The 19,412-nt window shown below is 64.5% G+C and carries 15 protein-coding genes and 1 tRNA gene; 9 read left to right on the forward strand and 7 right to left on the reverse strand.

Features of this window, described 5'->3' with window-relative positions; translation table 11 throughout:
• Positions 1 to 147: 147 nt before the first annotated feature.
• Both QUG03_RS02800 and QUG03_RS02805 read left to right on the forward strand, forming a co-directional pair.
• Positions 148 to 852, forward strand: coding sequence for a DsbA family protein (locus tag QUG03_RS02800; protein WP_500819304.1), 705 nt, complete (start codon positions 148 to 150; stop codon positions 850 to 852).
• A 39-nt stretch (positions 853 to 891) separates the two neighbouring features.
• Complete coding sequence (locus QUG03_RS02805) at positions 892 to 1,314, forward strand: nuclear transport factor 2 family protein (RefSeq protein ID WP_227105369.1); 423 nt, start codon at positions 892 to 894, stop codon at positions 1,312 to 1,314.
• A gap of 219 nt (positions 1,315 to 1,533) precedes the next feature.
• Here the strand turns inward: QUG03_RS02805 and QUG03_RS02810 are convergent, their stop codons facing one another.
• On the reverse strand, positions 1,534 to 2,613 hold the full coding sequence (locus QUG03_RS02810; RefSeq protein WP_107800807.1) for a calcium:cation antiporter: 1,080 nt from the start codon (positions 2,611 to 2,613) through the stop codon (positions 1,534 to 1,536).
• A gap of 444 nt (positions 2,614 to 3,057) precedes the next feature.
• On the reverse strand, positions 3,058 to 4,434 hold the full coding sequence (locus QUG03_RS02815) for an MATE family efflux transporter (protein WP_227105367.1): 1,377 nt from the start codon (positions 4,432 to 4,434) through the stop codon (positions 3,058 to 3,060).
• A 153-nt stretch (positions 4,435 to 4,587) separates the two neighbouring features.
• On the opposite strand from QUG03_RS02815, the gene QUG03_RS02820 reads away from it, so the two are divergent.
• Entirely contained in the window at positions 4,588 to 5,205 is a 618-nt protein-coding gene (locus QUG03_RS02820; protein WP_107800805.1) for a TetR family transcriptional regulator, read from the forward strand.
• Positions 5,206 to 5,388: 183 nt separating this feature from the next.
• Here QUG03_RS02820 and QUG03_RS02825 read toward each other — a convergent pair whose 3' ends face one another.
• The gene (locus QUG03_RS02825; RefSeq protein WP_253314160.1) at positions 5,389 to 6,174 is read right to left on the reverse strand and encodes an AraC family transcriptional regulator; all 786 of its coding nucleotides are present in this window, start codon (positions 6,172 to 6,174) and stop codon (positions 5,389 to 5,391) included.
• A gap of 350 nt (positions 6,175 to 6,524) precedes the next feature.
• On the reverse strand, positions 6,525 to 8,774 hold the full coding sequence (locus tag QUG03_RS02830) for a M9 family metallopeptidase (protein ID WP_500819305.1): 2,250 nt from the start codon (positions 8,772 to 8,774) through the stop codon (positions 6,525 to 6,527).
• Between the two features lie 195 nt (positions 8,775 to 8,969).
• On the opposite strand from QUG03_RS02830, the gene QUG03_RS02835 reads away from it, so the two are divergent.
• Positions 8,970 to 9,054: transfer RNA gene (locus QUG03_RS02835), tRNA-Tyr, on the forward strand.
• Between the two features lie 50 nt (positions 9,055 to 9,104).
• Here the strand turns inward: QUG03_RS02835 and fghA are convergent.
• A complete protein-coding gene (gene fghA, locus QUG03_RS02840; RefSeq protein WP_199226038.1) occupies positions 9,105 to 9,938 on the reverse strand; it encodes an S-formylglutathione hydrolase in 834 nt (277 codons plus the stop codon).
• Between the two features lie 19 nt (positions 9,939 to 9,957).
• Positions 9,958 to 11,082, reverse strand: a complete 1,125-nt coding sequence (locus QUG03_RS02845; protein WP_107800802.1) for an S-(hydroxymethyl)glutathione dehydrogenase/class III alcohol dehydrogenase — start codon at positions 11,080 to 11,082, stop codon at positions 9,958 to 9,960.
• Positions 11,083 to 11,210: 128 nt separating this feature from the next.
• Between QUG03_RS02845 and QUG03_RS02850 the strand changes: the two genes are divergently transcribed.
• The 5 genes from QUG03_RS02850 (at position 11,211) to QUG03_RS02870 (ending at position 18,446) form a co-directional block, all read left to right on the forward strand.
• A complete protein-coding gene (locus QUG03_RS02850) occupies positions 11,211 to 12,104 on the forward strand; it encodes a LysR substrate-binding domain-containing protein (protein WP_235086081.1) in 894 nt (297 codons plus the stop codon).
• Between the two features lie 77 nt (positions 12,105 to 12,181).
• On the forward strand, positions 12,182 to 13,192 hold the full coding sequence (locus tag QUG03_RS02855) for a nucleoid-associated protein (protein ID WP_227105359.1): 1,011 nt from the start codon (positions 12,182 to 12,184) through the stop codon (positions 13,190 to 13,192).
• Between the two features lie 885 nt (positions 13,193 to 14,077).
• Positions 14,078 to 15,331, forward strand: a complete 1,254-nt coding sequence (locus tag QUG03_RS02860; protein ID WP_227105357.1) for an EAL domain-containing response regulator — start codon at positions 14,078 to 14,080, stop codon at positions 15,329 to 15,331.
• A 74-nt stretch (positions 15,332 to 15,405) separates the two neighbouring features.
• Positions 15,406 to 16,062, forward strand: coding sequence for a response regulator transcription factor (locus QUG03_RS02865; RefSeq protein ID WP_146176722.1), 657 nt, complete (start codon positions 15,406 to 15,408; stop codon positions 16,060 to 16,062).
• A gap of 2 nt (positions 16,063 to 16,064) precedes the next feature.
• Positions 16,065 to 18,446: an ATP-binding protein gene (locus tag QUG03_RS02870; protein ID WP_500819306.1), complete on the forward strand. Its 2,382-nt coding sequence runs from the start codon at positions 16,065 to 16,067 to the stop codon at positions 18,444 to 18,446.
• A 58-nt stretch (positions 18,447 to 18,504) separates the two neighbouring features.
• On the opposite strand, the gene QUG03_RS02875 is transcribed toward QUG03_RS02870, so the two are convergent.
• Positions 18,505 to 19,404: a 4-deoxy-4-formamido-L-arabinose-phosphoundecaprenol deformylase gene (locus QUG03_RS02875; protein WP_500819307.1), complete on the reverse strand. Its 900-nt coding sequence runs from the start codon at positions 19,402 to 19,404 to the stop codon at positions 18,505 to 18,507.
• Between the last annotated feature and the right edge of the window lie 8 nt (positions 19,405 to 19,412).

Below are 19,412 nucleotides of genomic sequence, written 5' to 3' on the forward strand. Positions count from 1 at the left end.
CGCGGCGCCGACTTGCCGTACTCCATGTACTGCCGGCGTCGGCGCGCCTTGCCTCAGGATTCGTTTGCCGCCCTTGATGCTTTCTACGTCTGATGATTTGAATGTATGGCCGCCCGCGTCGCGGGCGGCGCAAGAAAGGAAACCGCCATGTCCGGCATTATTTTGCACACTATTTTCGATCCGCTCTGCGGCTGGTGCTACGGCGCCGCGCCCTTGCTGGAAGCCGCGCGCGGCGTGCCGGGCCTGACGGTGGCGCTGCACGGCGGCGGCATGATGGTGGGCGCCAATCGCCGCCGGGTCAGCCCTGAGTGGCGCCAATTCGTGCTGCCGCACGACCGCCGCATCGCGGAAGTCTCCGGCCAGCCTTTCGGCGAAGCGTATTTCGACGGCCTGCTCAAGGACCACGGCGCGGTGATGGATTCCGCGCCGCCCACCACCGCCGTGCTGGCGGCGGAGGAGGCGGCCGGCGGCGGGCTGGAACTGCTGCATCGCATCCAGCGCGCCCACTTCGTGGAAGGCCGCCGTATCGCGGAATTCCCGGTGCTGGCCGAACTGGCCGCCGATATCGGCCTGGACGCGGAGGCTTTCGCCGCGGCTTACCATCGCCTGGAAGGCTCGGCCACCGACGCCCACTTCGAGGAAAGCCGCCGGCTGTTGGCCCAAGTGGGCGGCCAGGGCTTCCCCACGCTGGCGCTGGAGGAAAACGGCCGGCTGACGGTGCTGGACCTGGGCGCTTATCTGGGCCGGCCGGACGCTTGGCGCGCCCGCCTAAGCCAGGCCGCGTCCAGCGCGGCGCGGGCCGCGGCGGAGACGCTGGCTTGCGGGCCGGACAGCTGTGTGTTGCCGCAATGAAGGAAGGGCATGAGCAAACCGATTTTTGGATGGAACACCATGAACGCTAATCAAACCCCGGGCCAGGGCCACCTGAGCAATGTGGACATCGTCCGCGCCACCTATGAAGGCGATTCCGAGGCCAACGGCCGCAATCTCTTGGCCGCGCTGGCACCGGACGCTGAATGGACCGAAGCCGCCGGCTTCCCTTACGCCGGCACCTATGTCGGCGCGGAGTCCATCGTCAAGAACGTGCACGAGCGGCTGGGCCGCGAGTGGGAAGGTTACCGCGCGGCGGTGGACAGCTTCTACGACGCCGGCGAGCATGTGATCGCCCAGGGCTTCTACCACGGCGTTTACCGCGCCACCGGCAAGGGCTTCGTCGCCTCTTTCGCCCACATTTACACGCTGCGGGACGGCAAGATCGTCAAGTTCGTGCAGATTGTGGACAGCGCCAAGGTGCTGGAAGCGATGTCGGTCTGAGAACCGGTTCACGATCTGCTGCGCGTCGTGAGGCGTCACACGGTGAGTACCGGCTTCGAAATGCTCATGTACCGTGTGTACACTCCGCTTTCTCAGCCGTTTTCGCCTTGTCTCGCCTTAGCTCGCGAGATCATGAACCGGTTCTGAGAACCAGGTCCGCCAATGAAAAAACCGCCAGCCGGCAACGGTTGGCGGTTTTGTTTTGCGTACAGCAGGCGCTCAGGGGCTGATGGCGAAGAACACGAAGGACGCGAAGATCACCAGGTGGACGATGCCCTGCAAAATGGTGGTGCGGCCCACCGCCAGCGACATCGAGCTGACCAGCAGGGTCAGCACCAGGAAGATGGTTTCCTTGTTTTCCAGGCCCAGGATCAGCGGCTCGCCCATCGCCACGAAGATCATCGCTACGGTGGGAATGGTCAGGCCGATGGAGGCCAGCGCCGAGCCCAGCGCCAGGTTGAGGCTGGTCTGCACCCGGTCCGCGCGCGCGGCGTTGGCGGCGGCCAGGCCTTCCGGCAGCAGCACCAGGGCGGCGATGATGATGCCCACCACGGCGGCCGGCGCGCCGGCGGCGGCCACGAAGCCTTCGATCGACGGCGACAGCAGCTTGGCCAGGCTGACTACGCCCACCAGGCAGACCAGCAGCAGCGCCAGGCTGGTCAGCGTGACTTTGACGGACGGCGGCGGCGCGTGCTCGTCCTCGCTGCGGCTGCCTTCCAGCAGGAAGTAGTCGCGGTGGCGTATGGTCTGCACAAAGACGAAGGCGCCGTACAGCACCAGCGACACCACGCCGGTGAAGGCCAGTTGCGAGGAGGACAGCAGCGGGCCGGGCTCGCTGGTGCCGTAATTGGGCAAGACCAGCGCCAGCACGGAGATGGCGGCCAGCACGGTCAGCGCCACCTTGGCGCCGCTGAGCTGGAAGTTCTGTTCGCGATGGCGCAGGCCGCCCAGCAGCAGGCAGATGCCGACGATGCCGTTGCAGGTGATCATGATGGCGGAAAAAATGGTGTCGCGCGCCAGCGCCAGCTTGCTTTCGCCGCCGGCCAGCATGAAGGAGACGATCAGCGCCACTTCGATCACCGTCACCGCCAGCGCCAGGATCAGCGTGCCGAACGGTTCGCCCACCTTGTGTGCCACCACTTCTGCGTGATGGACGGCGGCGAAGACGGTGCCGGCCAGCAAGACGGCCAGCAAGGCGGTGAACAGCGCGGAGGCGGCAAAGGTGGGCGCTGCCACGATTGCGGCCCAGGCGACAAGCGGGGCGGCGACGGTCCAGCGGGGAATGGTGGTCAGAGACATTGTTTTCCTTGTTATTGACGGGTTGGAGTCAAGCCGCGGCGCGGGCGCCGACAGACGGGTGCTATCACTATACGAATCGGCCCGGGATCCCGCGACCCCTAAGAACCTGTTTACGCTCTGCTGAGCGTCGTGAGACGTCACACGGCGAGTGCGCCTTCGAAATGCTCGTGTATCCCCTGTACATTCCGCTTTCTCAGCCGCAAGGTCTGGTCTCGCCTTAGCTCGCGAGATCGTAAACACGCCTTAAGAAGCTGTTCAACGCCTTGTCTGAGACGTGGAGCAGGCTTTAAGCGCGGCGGGGCGCGGCCGGGGGCCGAAGCGGGGGGCAAGAGCAAGGAGGCGCGACGTGCGCGCGAAGGATATAGACAATGGCAATTGGAACCGGTTCGCCAATGTCAAAAAAAAATGGCCGGAAATCCGGCCATTGGTTGAGAACGGAAGCGATCAGGCTGCGGTCGCCGGCTTCTCTTCGCGTTTCAGCCGGCGCAAGGCGCTCCACAAGGCCAGCGCGGCGGCCGTGCCCAGCAGCAGATTGACCAGCGGCATCGCCAGCCAGACGCCGTCCAGTGCCAGCCACAGCGGCAACAGCCACAAGGCCGGCAGCAGCAACAGGGTCTTGCCTATGGTCAGCAGCAGCGCCGCCCGCGTCATCGCCATCGCCTGCAGCGCGAGAATGCCGATGATCACCAGGCCGTCGAAGGGCATGGCCAGCAAGTGCAGGCGCAGCGCGTGGCTGCCGGCGGCGATCAGCGCCAGGTCTTCGCTGTTGTACATGCGCACGATCAGGGTGGGGAAGAGCTGCACCGCCGCCAGCGCGGTGAACCCCAGCAGCAGGGTGACGCGCAGGCCGTAGCGCAGCGCTTCGCGGGTGCGTTCCGGCCGGCCGGCGCCGGTGGAGTGGCTGAGCAGCGGCTGCAGGCCCACCGCCAGCCCGTGCACCACCAGGGTGAACAAGGCCTCGCTGTAGCCGGCGGTGGCGTAGGCGGCCACGCTCAGGTCCGTGCCCCAGCGCAGCAGCTGGAAGTTGTGGGCGAACATCAGCAAGGCCAGATTGAACTCCATCAGCAGGCTGGACAGGCCCAGCGCCAGGACGGGGCCGCAGCAGCGCCAGTCCAGCCGCAGGTGCGTCAAGCGCAGGCGCAGCCGCGCGTGGCGGGTGAAGAAATAGCCGAGGCCGCCCAGCATCACCACCGATTCGGACAGCAAGGTGGCCTGGGCCGAGCCGGCCAGACCCAGCTTGAACACGCCGACGAACAGGTAATTGAACACCACGTTCAACAGCGAGCCTATCACCATCAGCAGCGTGGCCAGCCGCGGGCGGCCGTCGTTGCGCAGCAGATAAGTGGCCACCATCTGGCCCATGGTGAACAGCGCGCCGCCCAGCATCCATTGCAGGTAGTTGCGCGCTTCCGCCATCACGATAGGCTGCTTGTCGGCTTGCAGCCATTGCAGCAGGGTGTCCAGATAAGTGAGGCCCAGCAGCGGGATGGCCAGGCTGATCAGGGCCAGCAGCGCCAGTGCCGCCAGCAGGGTGGAGCGCGCGCGATCATAGTCGCCGCCGCCTTGCAAAATGGCGATGCGGGTGGCCGCGCCCATGCTCAGCATGGCGCCCAGGCCCACTTGCATCATCACCAGCGGGTAGGCCAGCGAGATGGCCGCCAGGCCGTGGCTGCCGACGAAGTGGCCGACGAAGATGCCGTCTATGACCACGTAAAGGCCGGTGGCCAGCATGCCGGCGAGGGAGGGAATGGTGTATTGCCAGAACAGTTTGGACACCGGCAACGTGTCCAGATCGCGGTGGTTTGTCGTTGTGTGTGACATGGGTAGTGCCTAAGAAGAGTTTCAAAAGATCGAGGGACGCCAGGCCGGCGCGCCTTGCCTTGAGCGCGTCGAGTGTCGTCCGTTTAATTAATCAATCACGCTTGATTAATTAATCCTTTGAGGTAGCATTCGGGGAAAAGTTCAGAGGCGGATATGGCCAGGAAAACCAAGGAAGAATCGCAAAAAACCCGGGACGCAATCCTGGACGGCGCGGAGCGGGTGTTTCTGCGGCAGGGCGTGGCCAACGCCACCATGGCGCAAATCGCCGACGAGGCGGGGGTGTCGCGCGGCGCGGTCTACGGGCATTACGACAACAAGATGGAAGTGTGCCGGGCCATGGTGGACCGCGTGTTCGAACTGGACGCGCTGCGTTTCCCGGCGGAGCGGGCGTCGGCGGGCGAGACTTTGGTGGCGGTGGGCATGTATTACCTGCGCCAGTTCCACGAACCGGGGCCGGCGCAGCGGGTGACGGAGTTTCTGTACCACAAGTGCGAGCGCAACCGGGAGAACCGCGGCATCCTGCGCCGCCGCGAACTGATGGACCGCGCCACCATGCACTATGTGCGCCGCCAGCTGCGGCGCGCCATCGCCCAGGGCGAGCTGCCGCGGGATATCGAGGTGGGCATCGCCGCGGAGTTCCTGGTGCGCTTGTTCGAGGGCATGTATGGGATGCTGGACGGCGGCAAGGCGCCGTTTGCGGCCTGCGAGCGCATTCTGCGCGCGGCCTGGCAGAGCGTGGCGACGGTGGCGGCCTGGCGGGGCGGGGCCTGAGAAGCCGTTCGATGTCTGCTGCGCGTCGGCGGAATGGATAGATAAAGGGCGTTGGAACCGGCTACGAAACACTTACGCGCCGTATGCGCACTTCGCTCCTTCAGCGGTTTTCGCCTTGTCCCGCCTTAGCTCGCGTGAACACGTTCCGGGAACCCGTGCGAAGTCCGTCGCGCGACGGCCTGGTCAGGGGCTGGCGGCCCAGGCGGCCGCGCCCATGGTCGCCGCGGCGGGCGGCGTCCGCAGCCGCAATTGGCGCGGACTGAGGCCGAACATTTGCCGGCACAGCCGGGTCAGCGCGCTTTGATCGGAAAAGCCGCAGCTGGCGGCGATGTCGGCCAGCGGCCGGCCGCTGTGCTGGATGGCGTGGCAGGCGGCTTCCATCCGGGTGCGGCGGATGAATTCGCCGACGCTGGCCTGGAACACCCGCTTCATGCGGCGGTCCATCTGGCCGACGCTGAGGCCGGACAGATCGCACAGCTCCTCCAGGTGCAAGGGGCGGTCGAAATGGGTCTGGATGTGATCGACGCAGGCGGCGAAGCGCTCGTCCAGCAGTTTTTCGCGGGTCAGTTCGGTCAGGTCTTTGGAGATGCAGACGAGTCCGAGCAGGCGGCCGTCCGGGTCGTGCAGCGATTGCTTGTTGGTCAGGCACCAGCCGGGCGCGCGGTCGTGGTAGACGGTGAGGTCCAGCCGGTTGCGCACCGGCCGCCGTTCAGAGAACACCTGCAAATCCTGGCTGCGGTAACGGTTGGCCATGGCGCTGGGAAACAGTTCGTGCGCGGTCTTGCCTTCCGCCTGCCATTTGTTGCGCAGCGCGCAACGGCCGACGCAACCCTCGCTCAAGGCCAGGTAGCGGCTGTCCAGGTCCTTGACCGCGAACACCACGTCGGGCAACTGATCGAACAAGGCCGCCATCGCCTGCATGGCGTTCAGATCGCTGACGATGTAGGGGCGTTGCGGCGGCATGGACATGGCGGGCGGCCTTTTAAGCGGTTTACGGTGTGTTGCGCTCCAAGGAAACAGCCGGCCGCCTGAGGCGGACCGGGCTATCCAATCTTGATGTCATTCATTAAGCATTGTTTGAAAACAAAATGCATTAATTCAACCCATTTTGCAAGTCCGCCGCGGACGGGCCGCGGCGGCTTGGTTTGGCGAGGCGGGCGCCGGGCTTTGAACCGGCCTGGGAGCCTGCTCACGGTCTCGCGAGCGAGGGCGGGGCAAGGCGAGAACCGCCGAGAAAGCGGGATGTGCAAACGGCACATGAGCGTTTCAAAGCCGTACTCGCCGCGTAAGGCCCCGCGCCGCAGATCGTAAACGGACTCTTAGTCGTAGCTGGCGCTGACCGTGACGTTGGCGAAGGGCTGACGCGCCTGCAGCGTCAGGTAGTACCAGCGGCCGGTTTGCGGCGCGGCGATGGCCACGCTTTCCTCGTTGCCGGCGACGGCGGACGCGTAGTCGTAATTGCCGGGCGTCGGGTAGCGGTCCAGCGCCACGTAGAGATCGACGTCGCCGCTGCCGCCGCTGGTCCACAGCTTGAGGTTGCGCGCGCCGGCCGGCAGCAGGATGGTGGCGTAAGCCGCGCCGGACGCGGAGGCGGAAAGGCCGCCGATGGAGCAGTTCTTGCCCAGATAGCTGGGCGAAGCCTCCTTGCACGGCGGCAGGCCGGGGTCGGACGGCAAGGGCGGCTGGCCGGCGGTGGTGGCGCTTTGCGCCCAGCTGGCGAACTCGGCGTCGTAGCGGCTGCCTATCAGCTGGATCTGGCTGCGGTAGCCGTTGTAATCGCCGCTGCGGAAGCGGGCGAGGAAGCCGTCCACGTCGCCGCGGTGGCGCTCCATCATGAAGCGGGTGGCCATATAACCCCAGCGATAGGCGCGGGTCACGTAGTCCGCCATGTCGTAGGTGTTGCCGAAGATCTGGCTCAAGGTGTAGTTGCCGCTGCGGGCGGCGTCGATGGCCGGCTGGTTGCCGTTGCCCAGCGACAGGTATTCGGCCAGCCCTTCAATCCACCAGACCGTGGGCAGACGGGTGCTGGCGCCGAAGTCGCCGTACATGTCGAAGCGGCCGTCCAGGTAGTGGATGTATTCGTGTTCCAGGTTCCAGACTTTGAAGGCCGGGCGCAGCCAGGAGGCTTCGTGGGCGATGAAGCGCGCCTGGTTGCCGGCCGCGGCCGGGTCGCCTTCCAGATACATGCCGCCGTTGTCGGTGCTGATGCCGTAGATGATGGAGGCGTATTTGGCGTAGTTGTTGTAGTCGTCGAACACCACCACTTCCAGCGAGCTGTTGTTGTCGTTGGCCACCGGCTGCTTGCGGGTCTGCAGCATCTGATGGAAATAGGACTCTTCTTTTTGCAGCAGCGCGCAGGAGGACTGCAGTTGCTCGGCGCTCATTTCCTGGGCGCGGATGCGGATGCTGGCGCTGCAGGTGTAGCGGTTGACCAGGATGGCGTCGGCGAGCCGGGTTTCGAAATTGCAGGTGCCGTAGTCGGCGCAGTTGGCGGCGTCGTAATACTTGACCGCTTCGGCGGCGGCCAGCCACAGCTCATTGTCGTTGCCGCTCATGCTGCTGCCGGACAGTATGGCCTGGGCTTGCGGCTTGATCGCCGGCTTCAGCGCCGGGTATTGCATGAAGCGGAGCCCTTCGCGGGTGGCGTCGCCCAGCTGGAAGGCGCTTTCGGTGCCGAGCAGGCTGCTCTTGTTGGCCAGGGCGAAGCGGGTCAGCGCCGCCGAATAGCTGCCGTCGTTCTGCAGCAGCGGCGCGGCGTTGGCGCGGCCGTGGGCGTAGAAGAACACGGTCAGCGCGCCGGTGAAGCCCTGGTTGGCGGTGGTTTCTCGCAGGGACTGGGCGGCGTTGGGCTGGCTGGCGCTATTGGTGTAGCGCTGCACGATGGCGCGCATGCTGGGCAGGTAATAGGCCTCGTCCGCCATATTGGTGATCAGCTTCATCACCTCGCCGGCGGTGGTGGAGGCCTGGGCGTTGGCGGAGAACAGCGCGTTGCCGTCGGCCAGTTGCTTGATGCCGGGACGCAGCACGGCGAGCAGGTTGGGGTCCAGCGCCGGCAAGGCGCCGCCGCTGGCCAGGTAGTAGCCGGCGCGCAGATAGAGGGTGAGGTTGACCAGGGCCATGGAGCCGGCGTTGTAGGCGGCGGCCTCCTGAGCGAAGCGGCCGGCGACGGCGTTGAGATTGGCCGCGCTGTAAAGCGTGGCGGCCAGCTTGCTGTCCAGCGAGAACAGGCCGTAGGTGCAGGTGTAGTCGGGCAGGCCGGCCAGGTAGTTGGCCAAGGCCGCGCCGCTGTAGCCGGCCATGGCGCCGACATCCGGGCATTGCGCGACGGTGGCGCGTCGGATCAGCTTGCTTTTGGGCTTGCCGATCACCGTGCGGTCGTCCGGCAACTGGTAGCGGGATTGCGCGTCGCTTGGCGGACGCTGTTGCCATTGCCGCGGCGGCGGCGCTTGTTTCGGCCGGGCTTGCGCCTGGTGCGGTGCTTTTTGCAGCTTGGGCGCGGCCAGCGCCGGCTGCGCCAGCAAGGCGGCGGCCAGGCTCAGGCACAGGGCGGCGAGAGAAAGGGTCTGCATGGCTTGTCTCCGTATGTCGGGGCGTGTCCCCGATGGCGAGATCATGCCAATGGCACGGCGCGCTTTCTTGGCGCGCTTGAGCGTCCGCGCGCACAGATTTGCCAAATCCGTGGCTGGAGACGGCGCGTCGGCGGAGGGGATTGCGCGCAGGTGATTGACGCCGTCGCCGCGGAGCTATATTATCCGCCTCTCTCTGGAGGGGTTCCCGAGCGGTCAAAGGGATCAGACTGTAAATCTGACGGCTCTGCCTTCGAAGGTTCGAATCCTTCTCCCTCCACCAGATTCAACAAAAAAGCCAGGCTCTGCCTGGCTTTTTTGCGTTCCGCCGTATCACAAGCCGAGGTGGCGCGCGTGGAAGCGCAACTGCTCCTCGATCAGGCTGGCGACGAAGTAATAGCTGTGGTCGTACTCGGCGTGGCGGTGAAGTTCCAGCGGGTAGCCGCAGTCCCGCGCCGCCTTCTCCAGCGCCTCAGGTTGCAATTGCACGTCCAGAAAGCTGTCGGCCAGACCAATGTCCACGCGCAGGGGCAGTTGCCGCGGCGCGTGCTTGAGCAGCAGGCTGGCGTCCCAGGCTTCCCAGGCGGCGCGGTCTTCGCCCAGATAGGCGGCGAAAGCCTTCTGCCCCCAGGGCGCGTTGACCGGGTGGCAGATGGGGCTGAACGCCGATGCCGAGACATAGTCCTGCGGCCGCTTCAGCGCGCAGATCAGCGCGCCGTGGCCGCCCATGGAGTGGCCGGCCACCGCGCGCAGCCCGGTGACGGGGAAATTGGCCTCGATCAGCGCCGGCAGTTCCCGGCTGACGTAGTCGTACATCCGGTAGTGACGGTCCCACGGCGCCTGGGTGGCGTTCAGGTAGAAGCCGGCGCCCTGGCCCAGATCGAAAGCTTCGTCGTCCGCCGCCTCCGCGCCGCGCGGGCTGGTGTCCGGCGCGACGATGGCCATTCCCAGTTCCGCGGCCACGCGCTGCGCGCCGGCCTTTTGCATGAAGTTCTCGTCGGTGCAGGTCAGGCCGGACAGCCAGTACAGCACCGGCACGCGCCGGTTGGCGCCGGCCTGCGGCGGCAAGTAGACGGCGAAGCGCATCCGGCAGCCCAGCGTCGTCGAATCATGCAGATACTGCCGATGCCAGCCGCCAAACGATTTGTTGGCGCTGATGTTTTCCAGGTTCACGCGGCTCTCCGGCTCAGTAATGGATCACGGAACGGATGCTCTTGCCCTCGTGCATCAGATCGAAGGCTTCGTTGACGCGCTCCAGCGGCATGGTGTGGGTGATGAAGTCGTCCAGGCGGAATTCGCCCTTCAGATAACGCTCCACGTAGTCCGGCAGCTCGCTGCGGCCGCGCACGCCGCCAAAGGCGGAGCCGCGCCATACCCGGCCGGTGACCAGCTGGAACGGGCGGGTGGAGATTTCCTGCCCGGCGCCGGCCACGCCTATGATCACCGATTCGCCCCAGCCCTTGTGGCAGCACTCCAGCGCCGCGCGCATCACCTTGACGTTGCCTATGCATTCGAAGGAGAAGTCGACGCCGCCGTCGGTCATGTCCACGATCACGTCCTGGATGGGCTTGTCGAAATCGTTGGGGTTGACGCAATCGCTGGCGCCCAGCTTTCTGGCCAGTTCGAACTTGCTCTCGTTGATGTCGATGCCGATGATGCGGCCGGCGCCGGCCATGCGCGCGCCGATGATGGCGGACAGGCCGATGCCGCCCAGGCCGAAGATGGCCACGCTGTCGCCGGCCTTGACCTTGGCGGTGTTGATCACCGCGCCCATGCCGGTGGTGACGCCGCAGCCCAGCAGGCAGACCTCTTCCAGCGGCGCGGCCGGATTAACCTTGGCCAGCGAGATTTCCGGTAGTACCGTGTATTCGGCGAAGGTGGAGGTGCCCATATAGTGGTAGATGGGCTTGCCGTCCTTGGAGAAGCGGGTGCTGCCGTCCGGCATCAGGCCCTTGCCCTGGGTGGCGCGGATCTTCTGGCACAGATTGGTCTTGCCGGACAGACAGAATTTACACTCGCGGCATTCCGGGGTGTACAGCGGGATCACGTGATCGCCCACCGCCACGCTGCTGACGCCGGGGCCGACGGATTCGACGATGCCGCCGCCTTCATGGCCCAGGATGCAGGGGAACACGCCTTCCGGGTCTTCGCCGGACAGGGTGAAGGCGTCGGTGTGGCAGACGCCGGTGGCCACCATTTTCACCCGCACCTCGCCGGCGCGCGGCGGCTGCACTTCCACTTCTTCTATGCTCAGCGGCTGGCCGGCGGCCCAGGCCACGGCGGCCTTGCACTTGATGATGTCCTGGCTCATGAGCCCTCCTTGGTGTTGGATAGCCGCCGCGGGCCATAGGCCGGGCGACGGCAAAACTTTGATTGTATTTCTCGTGTTTGAATAGATAATCGTGGCAATTGGTAAATGATTTTTTCCAAGGTGGAATAATGCTGGGTTGGGAAGGCATCTGCGAATTCGTCAGCGTGGCGGAACAGGGCAGTTTCACCAAGGCGGCCCTGGCGCTGGGCATTTCCGTCGCCCAGGTCAGCCGCCAGGTCACGCAGTTGGAGCAGCGCTTGGGCGCCAAATTGCTGTACCGGACCACCCGCCATCAGGCGCTGACCGAGATCGGCGCGTTGTATCTGCGCCACTGCCGGCAGCTGCTGGATTCGCTGGAGGAGGCGGAACAGGCGATCTCGCGCCATCAGGCGCAGCCGCAGGGCAAGCTCAAGCTGACCGCGCCGCTGGCTTACGGCCAAAGCCATATCGCGCCGCTGTTGACCCGTTTCCTGCAACGCCATCCGCAGCTGGAGGCGAGCTTGAACCTGTCCAACGAGGTGCTGGACCTGGTGCAGGACGGTTACGATCTGGCGATCCGCATCGGCCATCTGAGCGACTCCACGCTGATGGCGCGGCGGCTGGCCTCGCGCCGGCACCATGTCTGCGCCGCGCCGGCCTATCTGGAGCGCTGCGGCGCGCCCTTGGAACCGGCGGACCTGGAGCGCCACAACTGCCTGTCTTTGAGCGGCGAGCACTGGCATCTGCTGGACGGCGGCCGCAGGCGGCAGGTGCGGATCAAGGGCAGCTTGCGCTGCAACAGCGGCCACGCGCTGGCGCACGCGGCGCGGCTGGGCCTGGGGCTGGCGCAATTGCCGGATTACTACGTCGCCGCCTATTTGAGCAGCGGCGAGCTGATCGAGGTGCTGGCCGATTACCGCGAGCCGGAAGAGGGCATCTGGGCTTTGACGCCGCATAACCGCCAGCTGTCGCCCAAGGTTCGGCTGCTGATGGACTTTCTGGCGGACTCCCTGACCGACGATCCGCTGGCCTTGCCGGAATAGCCGGCCGCTTTCGCGGTTGCCAAGCCCGGGCGCAGTAGCAATAATCGCGCATTCGATTTTTAGGCGGGAGCGCGGAAATGTTGGCGATTGGCGAATGCAGGGTGGAGCGGCTGGTGGTGCACCGGGTGGGCAATGCCGCGCGCGGCGAGGGCGCGCGCCTGTCCGAGCGGGCCAGCTCCGTGGACGAGGAAGTGTCCTCGCTGTTGCTGGGTGGTTATCTGAAGAACATTGTGTCGGACAAGCGCCAGCATCAGTTTTTCCATGAGTCCGACCTGAATCTGAACGAAATCTACCACTACACCCGGCAGTTCTTCCGCGGCGAGCTGGATTTCCTGGCGGTGTCCCAGCGCATAGCCAAGCATTTGTACGCGCGTTCGCAGCATCCCAACATCAACGCCGGCGATCTGCTGGTCATCTTGTTTTCCGGTCTCAACGACGGCGATCGCGAGCTGCGCGCGCTGGGGGTGTTCAAGTCCGAGATCCGCGACGACTTCCTCACCGTGGTGGAGTCCGGCGACGTGTTCGACATCAGCCACGCCTCGGGCATCAATCCGCGCTTGATCGACAAGGGCGCGCTGATCCTGGAGCACGGCCCCACGGTCTACGCGGTGGACCGGCTCAGCCGCGAGGCCAAGTTCTGGCTGGACGATTTCCTGAAAGCGATGCGGGTGCCGGACAAGGCGTCCAGCAGCAAGATGATGGCCAGCGTGGTGGAGCAGCTGTCGGAGGAGATAGAGGACCCGCTGCAACAGGCGCGCTTCAAGGATGAATTCCTCAATCTGGTGAGCAGCGAGGAAGACGTGTCGGCCCGCCAACTGGCCAGTGCCGCCGAGAAGTTCGTGCCGCGCGAGCAGGTGGACCAGGCCATGGGCTCCGCCGCCGAATCCTACGGCTTCGCGCTGGACGAGGAGGCGAAGCTGCCGGCCAAGGGCATGGCGCGGCAGCTGGAAAAAACCCTGTCCAAGTACGGCGTCGGCCACGGCATCAGCGTGCTGCTGCCCACGGGCATCACGTTGAAGAATATCCAGTCGCAGAACGACGGCGAGGGCGAGTTGACCCTGACCCTGCGCCTGAACAAGCGCGGCTGACCGCCCGCGGAGTCTTGCCGCGCCGGGTTAGAAGCCCGGCGCGAAACCGTCCGCCAGATTTCAGGCCAGGGGGCGTTGCCGCCTGGTCCTGCGCTAAGCTGTTCAAAGCCCGCTGCGGGGATTAAAGCCTTGCACGGCGAGTTCAGCTTAGCCATGCCCATTCCCTCTTTGTGATTCCGCTTGCTGCGCCATAAGGCCTGGTCTTGCGCTTGCTCGCCGGTGCTTATTGTTTCCCTTTCCCAATCCATTGCCGGCCGCGTTTGTCCATGCCGCTTGGAGTCCGCGTGCGTGCTTGACGCTTTCCATTCGTAATGATGCCGGTTTTTAATGTTTAATTGATTTCTATTTTTATATTGTAAATATATTTAAAAAAACAAAAATGACAATTGAATTTGTTTTTAAGATAAATCCTATATTTGATTTCAGCGGATTTTCTTATCATGGCGTCTACAAGCCCTAAATAGAACGGCGTGATTCAGTTTGATTCCACACCCGAGCAGGCGTCTCCGGAACGATGACCATAGGACGCGCGGGTGTGCTGCGCGCTGTGAATTGAACCGATATGGCCGGCTCATTGAATGACGGCTCTTGCTTGGCGATGTCAATTAAGCGGGCAGCGGCAGCGCGGTTTCCCGCCGCTGCCGGGCGAGGGCGGAGAAGCTTGCCGGACCGGATTTTCGGCCTTGAATGATTTTTTTAGATTCATTGACCTTGGCCGCGTCCTTCCGGCAATGTGCCGCCACATTGTCATTATCGAATTAGCTAAAGCAAGTCCGGAAATTAAGCTGATCAATCGTATGCTTTTTGGGATGTTGAAACGTGACAGCGCGCCAACGCGGGCGTGGCGGATATTCAGCTGTCGGTATTCCAAATGGTAGGGAATCCATGGAAAATCTTAATGTCATGGTGGTGTCCGGATCATCGCGGGACAATGAGCGCCTTCAGCGCATGCTGTCGCAGGCCGGCATTCGCAATATTCGCCATTGCGGCCATATTCGCGAGGCGGAACAGCAATTGCTGCGCGAGCCGGTGGATTTGCTGGTGTGCGATATTCAGATGCCGGACGGCGGCGGCGCCGAATTGATCGCCAAGGTGCATGCCGGCGTGCGTCGCGGCGAACTGGCCGACGCGCCCATGCTGTTGTGGCACAGCGCCGCGGGCAAGCTGTTGCAGGAGTCGCACGTCAGGCTGGCGCGCGAGGCCGGCTTCAACTACGTCTGGGCGGCGCATCCGACCATGGACGACGGCGAATGCGCGCAGTTTTTGCGCCAGGTTGAACTGGCGCGCGCGGCCATGGCCGAGGCGGCCAGAGTCAACGGCGTGCCGGGGCGCTTGGGAACCCGGCCTTTCAGCGAGCAGGAGGTGATCGAGGCCTTGTGCTCCAAAGGCAATATCTCGATAGACCTGCAACCGCAGGTGCGCTTGAGCGACGGGGTGGTGGTCGGCGCCGAGGCGCTGGCGCGCTGCATGCACCCGACGCGGGGCAATATCCGGCCATCGGTGTTTCTGCCGGTGGTGAGCAAGCTGGGCCTGGACCTGCTGCTGTTCTTCCATGTGCTCAGCGGGGTGATCTCCACCCAGCAGGCGCTGAACGCGAAGGGCGTGCGCTTGCCGATTTCCATCAACGCGTCGGCGGCCACCCTGGCGTCACCCAATCTCGTGCGCGAGATCACCATGCGCTGGGACAAGACCAAGCTGGAACGCTCGCTGCTGGTGATCGAGCTGACGGAAAACCTGGAGCCGGAAATCGGACTCGATTTGATGGTGGCGCTGAACCAGCTGCGCGCCAATGGTTTCGACATTGCCTGCGACGATTACGGCATAGGCATCTCCTCGCTGAAGATGTTGTCCGCCATGCCGTTTTCATCCTTGAAGCTTGATCAATTATTCGTCGCCTCGATGCTGGAGAGCTCGCGGCATTATGAAATCGTCCGCTCCTCCATCCTGCTGGGCAAGGAGTTGAATCTGCAGGTGGTGGCCGAGGGCGTGGAGAGCACGCGCCACGTCAAGGCCTTGCGGGAGATGGGCTGCGAGACCGGCCAGGGCTTCGGCCTGTACCGCCCGATGGCGCCGTCGCGCTATATAGAGCTGGCGCGGCAGGCGCCGGAGGAGTGGAGCGCGCGCGGCGCGGGCGATTAGGCGCGGCCCCAAGGCGTTCCGCCGGGACAGGGGATGCGGCGGGAAGCGAATTGGTCAACTTTAACGAGAACGGCATGAGAAAAAGAATATCGCTGATGATTCTGGATGACCATGACGTGGTCAGGGTGGGGCTGGAGGCCAAGCTCAAGCAATACCCGGAGTTCGAGATTGTCGGCAGTTTCGCGCAGAGCACCCAGTTGCTGGCGGTTTTCCGCAAGCGGCTGCCGGATGTCTTGTTGATGGATTTCTCCCTGGGCAGCAACGAGGTGGACGGGCTGAACCTGATTCAGTCCATCAATGTCCGTTATCCGGAGTGCAAAGTCCTGGTGCTGTCGTCGGTGGACCTGGTGGGAACGGTCAATCTGATGCTGCGCGCGGGTGCCAGGGGTTTTTTCAGCAAGTCGCAGCCGGTGGACGCGCTGGCGGGCGCCATCCACAGCGTTTATGCCGGGCGGGTGTATCTGACCGTCAAGATGATGAGCGAGATGAATCTCTTGCTGTCGGGCGACATCAAGCTGGAGGAGGGGCGGACGCTGGACCCGTATGCGCGTTTGTCGCCGCGGGAGCGCGAGGTGGTGCGCTGCTGTCTGGACGGCATGAGCACCAGCCAGATCGCGGAGAAGTTCTCGCGCAGCATCAAGACGGTCAGCACTCAGAAAAAAGCGGCTTTCCAGAAACTGGGCATCAATACGGACAGGGAGTTGTTTTTATTGAACTCCAAATTGGAGTAGCGGTGCGATTTCAACATTTGAGCGGTCTGCTCGTCCTGTGCGGCGTTTTGTCCGCTTGCGCCGACCAGGGTAGCAAGATCCCGCTGAGCCGGGAGGAAGAGGCCTGGGTCAGCCGGAATCCGGTGGTGGACGTGTACGTGCTCAGGTCCAAACCGGCGGCCAAGCGCAAGAACAGCAACGTCCATTACAAGGGGGTCGAGGCTTTTTTCCTGCAATACGTCAGCGAGAAAAGCGGTTTGCGCTTCAATATCGTGCAAGTGCATTCGGCGCAAGCCCTGATCGAGGCCAGCGGCAATGGGCGGGCGATGATGCTGGCCAGCATCAATCAGGACGCGATCGGCGAACTGAACCTGAACAAGAATTACTACTTCACCCAGCCGTATTCCTCGCAGCCCTTGATGGCGATCACGCGCCGCGACTACCCGGTGGTGTTCGACCACGACAATCTGCACGGGCGCAAGCTCGCCTTCATTTTCAACGACAACTCGCGCTCCTGGTTGCTGGGCGATCACGCCAACCCGGACCTGGTGGCGGCGGAGACGCCCACTCAGGCCTTGCTGGCGATCCAGGACCGGAGGGCGGACATCGGCCTGGTGCCGGAAAGCTATGCGCGCTTCCTGCTGAATTATCGTTTCCCCGATCTGAGCAGCTCCGGCGCGTTGCCCGGCTATTACGCCATTTACCGGATGGGGGTCAGCAAGCACCAGCCCTTGCTCTACGCCATCCTGCGGCGCAGCCTGGACACGATGTCGGCCGACGACGTCGACGCCGCCCGCTCCGCCTGGGAAGAGCAAGTGGCGCCGCGGCCGTCCGTCTCCAGCGTGTTCAGGAGTTACGCCGGCGAAGGCACCCTGCTGGTGCTGCTGTTCTTCGTCCTGCTGCTGGTGATACGCACCACCACCTTGCTGCTGCGCAAGGCGAGGACGGGCGAAGCGGCCAAGAGCGAGTTTCTGGCGGTGGTCAGTCATGAAATCCGCACGCCGATGAACGCCATCATCGCCGCCGGCGAACTGCTGCAGACCATGTCCTTGGGCGAGAAACAGCGGGAGCTGGTGCTGCAATCCAATCTGGCGGCCAGCAGCCTGCTGCAACTGCTCAACAATATTCTCAACGCCTCGCGGCTGGACGCGGGCCAGGAAAGCCTGGACCCGTCCTTCGTCAACGTCGGCTCCATTCTGGAAGACCAGGTCCGGCTGTACGCCTTGGCGGCCAAGATGAAGGGGCTGGAGCTGCGCTACGTCCATGCACTGCCGGAGCGCGCCTTCTGGCTGGACGCTTCGCATTTGCAGCGGGTGCTGCACAATCTGATGTCCAACGCGATCAAGTTCACCGACAAGGGCACGGTCACGCTGAAGGCGGACTTGCGCCGCGGAAAATCAAGCCGCAAGTGCGGCGTGCTGGTATGCCAGGTGATAGACACCGGCATAGGCGTGCCGCTGGCGGCGCAGAAGAATATTTTCGATGCTTTCGTGCAGGCGGATTCCGTCGCCACCCGCAAGTTCGGCGGTTCGGGGCTGGGGCTGAGCATCTGCAAGCGTTTGGTAGAGTTGATGCAGGGGCGCATCACGCTGGACAGCGACGGCGCGTCCGGGACCATTCTCACCATCAAGCTGCCGGTGCGTTTGGGGCCGGCGCTGGTCAAGGAGGCGGCGGAGGAAGAAGCCTCCGGCCCGCCGCAGGCGGTGGGGCAGGGGCAGCTGGTGCTGGTGGTGGAAGACCATCCGGCCAATCAGCTGATGATTTGCGAGCAGCTGCGCCAATTGGGCTGCCGCGCCACGGTGGCCAGCACCGGCATGAGCAGCTTGTCCATCCTGAAGGAACACCCGGAGGTGCGCTTGATCCTGATGGACTGCAGCCTGCCGGACATCAGCGGTTACGAGGCGACGCGGCGCATCCGCGCATGGGAGCGCGAGGAGGGCGGCGCCTTGCTGCCCATCGTGGCGATTTCCGCGGCCAATGACGATCTGCACCGGGAAAGGTGCATGGACAGCGGCATGAACGGCGTGCTGGTCAAGCCCCTGCGGCTCAGGGATTTGCAGCATATCTTGCTCATGTGGCTGCCGGACGCGGCGCCGGTCTCCGAGGCCGTCGAATCTCCGCCCCAGGTCAGCGGTCTATGGCAGATGTTCATCGAGCATAACGAGCGCGATTACCGCCAGGCGGTGCGGGCGGTCCAGCATGCTCACTGGTCCACGGCCAGCCAGCATCTGCACCGGATCTCAGGCGCGGCCTTGACAATGGAGCAGCGCGAGCTGGCGGAATTGGCGCGGGAACTGGAGGGCATGCTGTTGCAGGGCGGCGCGGAAGGCTTGGACGAACGCATGGACGCTCTGCGCGCGATGCTGGACCAACTGGCCGCGCAGACGCCGCCGGCCGGGAAATGAAACCGGGCGGCGGCTGGGTGGGCTATCGTTTCAGCCCTAAAAGATAGAGTACTGGTTCTTAGGCTTGCAGCGCCAGCGTGTCGCTGCGGCCGGGAATCTCTCCCATCACCACGCGGCCGGCGGGCAGCGCGGCCGCGTCCAGGCTGCTGAACAGCTCGATGCAGCTGCACAGCTGATAGCCCTGGGCTTGCCAGCCCACCAGCAGATGCTCGAAGGTATAGCCCAGACGCAGGCCTTCCAGCTCGGCGTGCAGGGTGTACACATGGCCGGTGGCCGGCGCTTCTTCGGTCAGCGCCAGGATATGATGATGGACGTTGTCGGCGGTGAGGCCGTCCAGGCCTATCAATTCGTCCAGCGTCGGCAGCGTGGTGGGCAGCTGCGGCACGCCCAGGGGCTGGCCGGCGGCGTCCACCGGCTGGAAGGGGTGGCTGCCGCGGCCGTCGGACGCGTAAAGCATGCCCAGTTCGCGCTCATAGGCCAGCGCCGCGTCGTTGATCTGCCAGCCGGCCGCGCCGTGGGTGCGCGCCGGCTCGCCGAAGATCTGTTCGAAGCGCTCGGCCGCCTTGCGCATTTCGGCGCGGGTCCAGGCGGCGTCCTTGCCGGCGACGTAATCCTGCCACTTGATGTGGTCCCAGGTGTGAATGCCGACCTCGAAGCCCTGCGCGCGCACTTCGCGCATCAGTTCCGCCTCGCGCTTGCCGATGTCCGGGCCGGGCAGCACGGTGCCGTAGAGCAGGGTGCGGATGCCGTAGTGCTCCACCACCGAGGTGCGGGACACCTTGGACAGGAAGCCGGGACGGAACACCCGCTTGATCGCGCGGCCGGTATGGTCCGGGCCCAGGCTGAACAAAAACGTGGCCTTGGCGTGATGCTGCTGCAGCATGTGCATCAGCCGCGGCACGCCGTTGCGGGTGCCGCGCCAGGTGTCGACGTCGATTTTAAGGGCGAGTTTTTTCATGGGGTATC

The organism is Chromobacterium sp. CCUG 30098 (genome assembly GCF_059916605.1).

What these genes read in the sequence shown, in the direction of transcription:
- QUG03_RS02800 (WP_500819304.1), top strand. Translation starts at nt 148, where the DNA reads ATGTCCGGCATTATTTTGCACACTATTTTCGATCCGCTCTGCGGCTGG.
- QUG03_RS02805 (WP_227105369.1), top strand. Translation starts at nt 892, where the DNA reads ATGAACGCTAATCAAACCCCGGGCCAGGGCCACCTGAGCAATGTGGAC.
- QUG03_RS02810 (WP_107800807.1), bottom strand. Translation starts at nt 2,613, where the DNA reads ATGTCTCTGACCACCATTCCCCGCTGGACCGTCGCCGCCCCGCTTGTC.
- QUG03_RS02815 (WP_227105367.1), bottom strand. Translation starts at nt 4,434, where the DNA reads ATGTCACACACAACGACAAACCACCGCGATCTGGACACGTTGCCGGTG.
- QUG03_RS02820 (WP_107800805.1), top strand. Translation starts at nt 4,588, where the DNA reads ATGGCCAGGAAAACCAAGGAAGAATCGCAAAAAACCCGGGACGCAATC.
- QUG03_RS02825 (WP_253314160.1), bottom strand. Translation starts at nt 6,174, where the DNA reads ATGTCCATGCCGCCGCAACGCCCCTACATCGTCAGCGATCTGAACGCC.
- QUG03_RS02830 (WP_500819305.1), bottom strand. Translation starts at nt 8,774, where the DNA reads ATGCAGACCCTTTCTCTCGCCGCCCTGTGCCTGAGCCTGGCCGCCGCC.
- QUG03_RS02845 (WP_107800802.1), bottom strand. Translation starts at nt 11,082, where the DNA reads ATGAGCCAGGACATCATCAAGTGCAAGGCCGCCGTGGCCTGGGCCGCC.
- QUG03_RS02850 (WP_235086081.1), top strand. Translation starts at nt 11,211, where the DNA reads ATGCTGGGTTGGGAAGGCATCTGCGAATTCGTCAGCGTGGCGGAACAG.
- QUG03_RS02855 (WP_227105359.1), top strand. Translation starts at nt 12,182, where the DNA reads ATGTTGGCGATTGGCGAATGCAGGGTGGAGCGGCTGGTGGTGCACCGG.
- QUG03_RS02860 (WP_227105357.1), top strand. Translation starts at nt 14,078, where the DNA reads ATGGAAAATCTTAATGTCATGGTGGTGTCCGGATCATCGCGGGACAAT.
- QUG03_RS02865 (WP_146176722.1), top strand. Translation starts at nt 15,406, where the DNA reads ATGAGAAAAAGAATATCGCTGATGATTCTGGATGACCATGACGTGGTC.
- QUG03_RS02875 (WP_500819307.1), bottom strand. Translation starts at nt 19,404, where the DNA reads ATGAAAAAACTCGCCCTTAAAATCGACGTCGACACCTGGCGCGGCACC.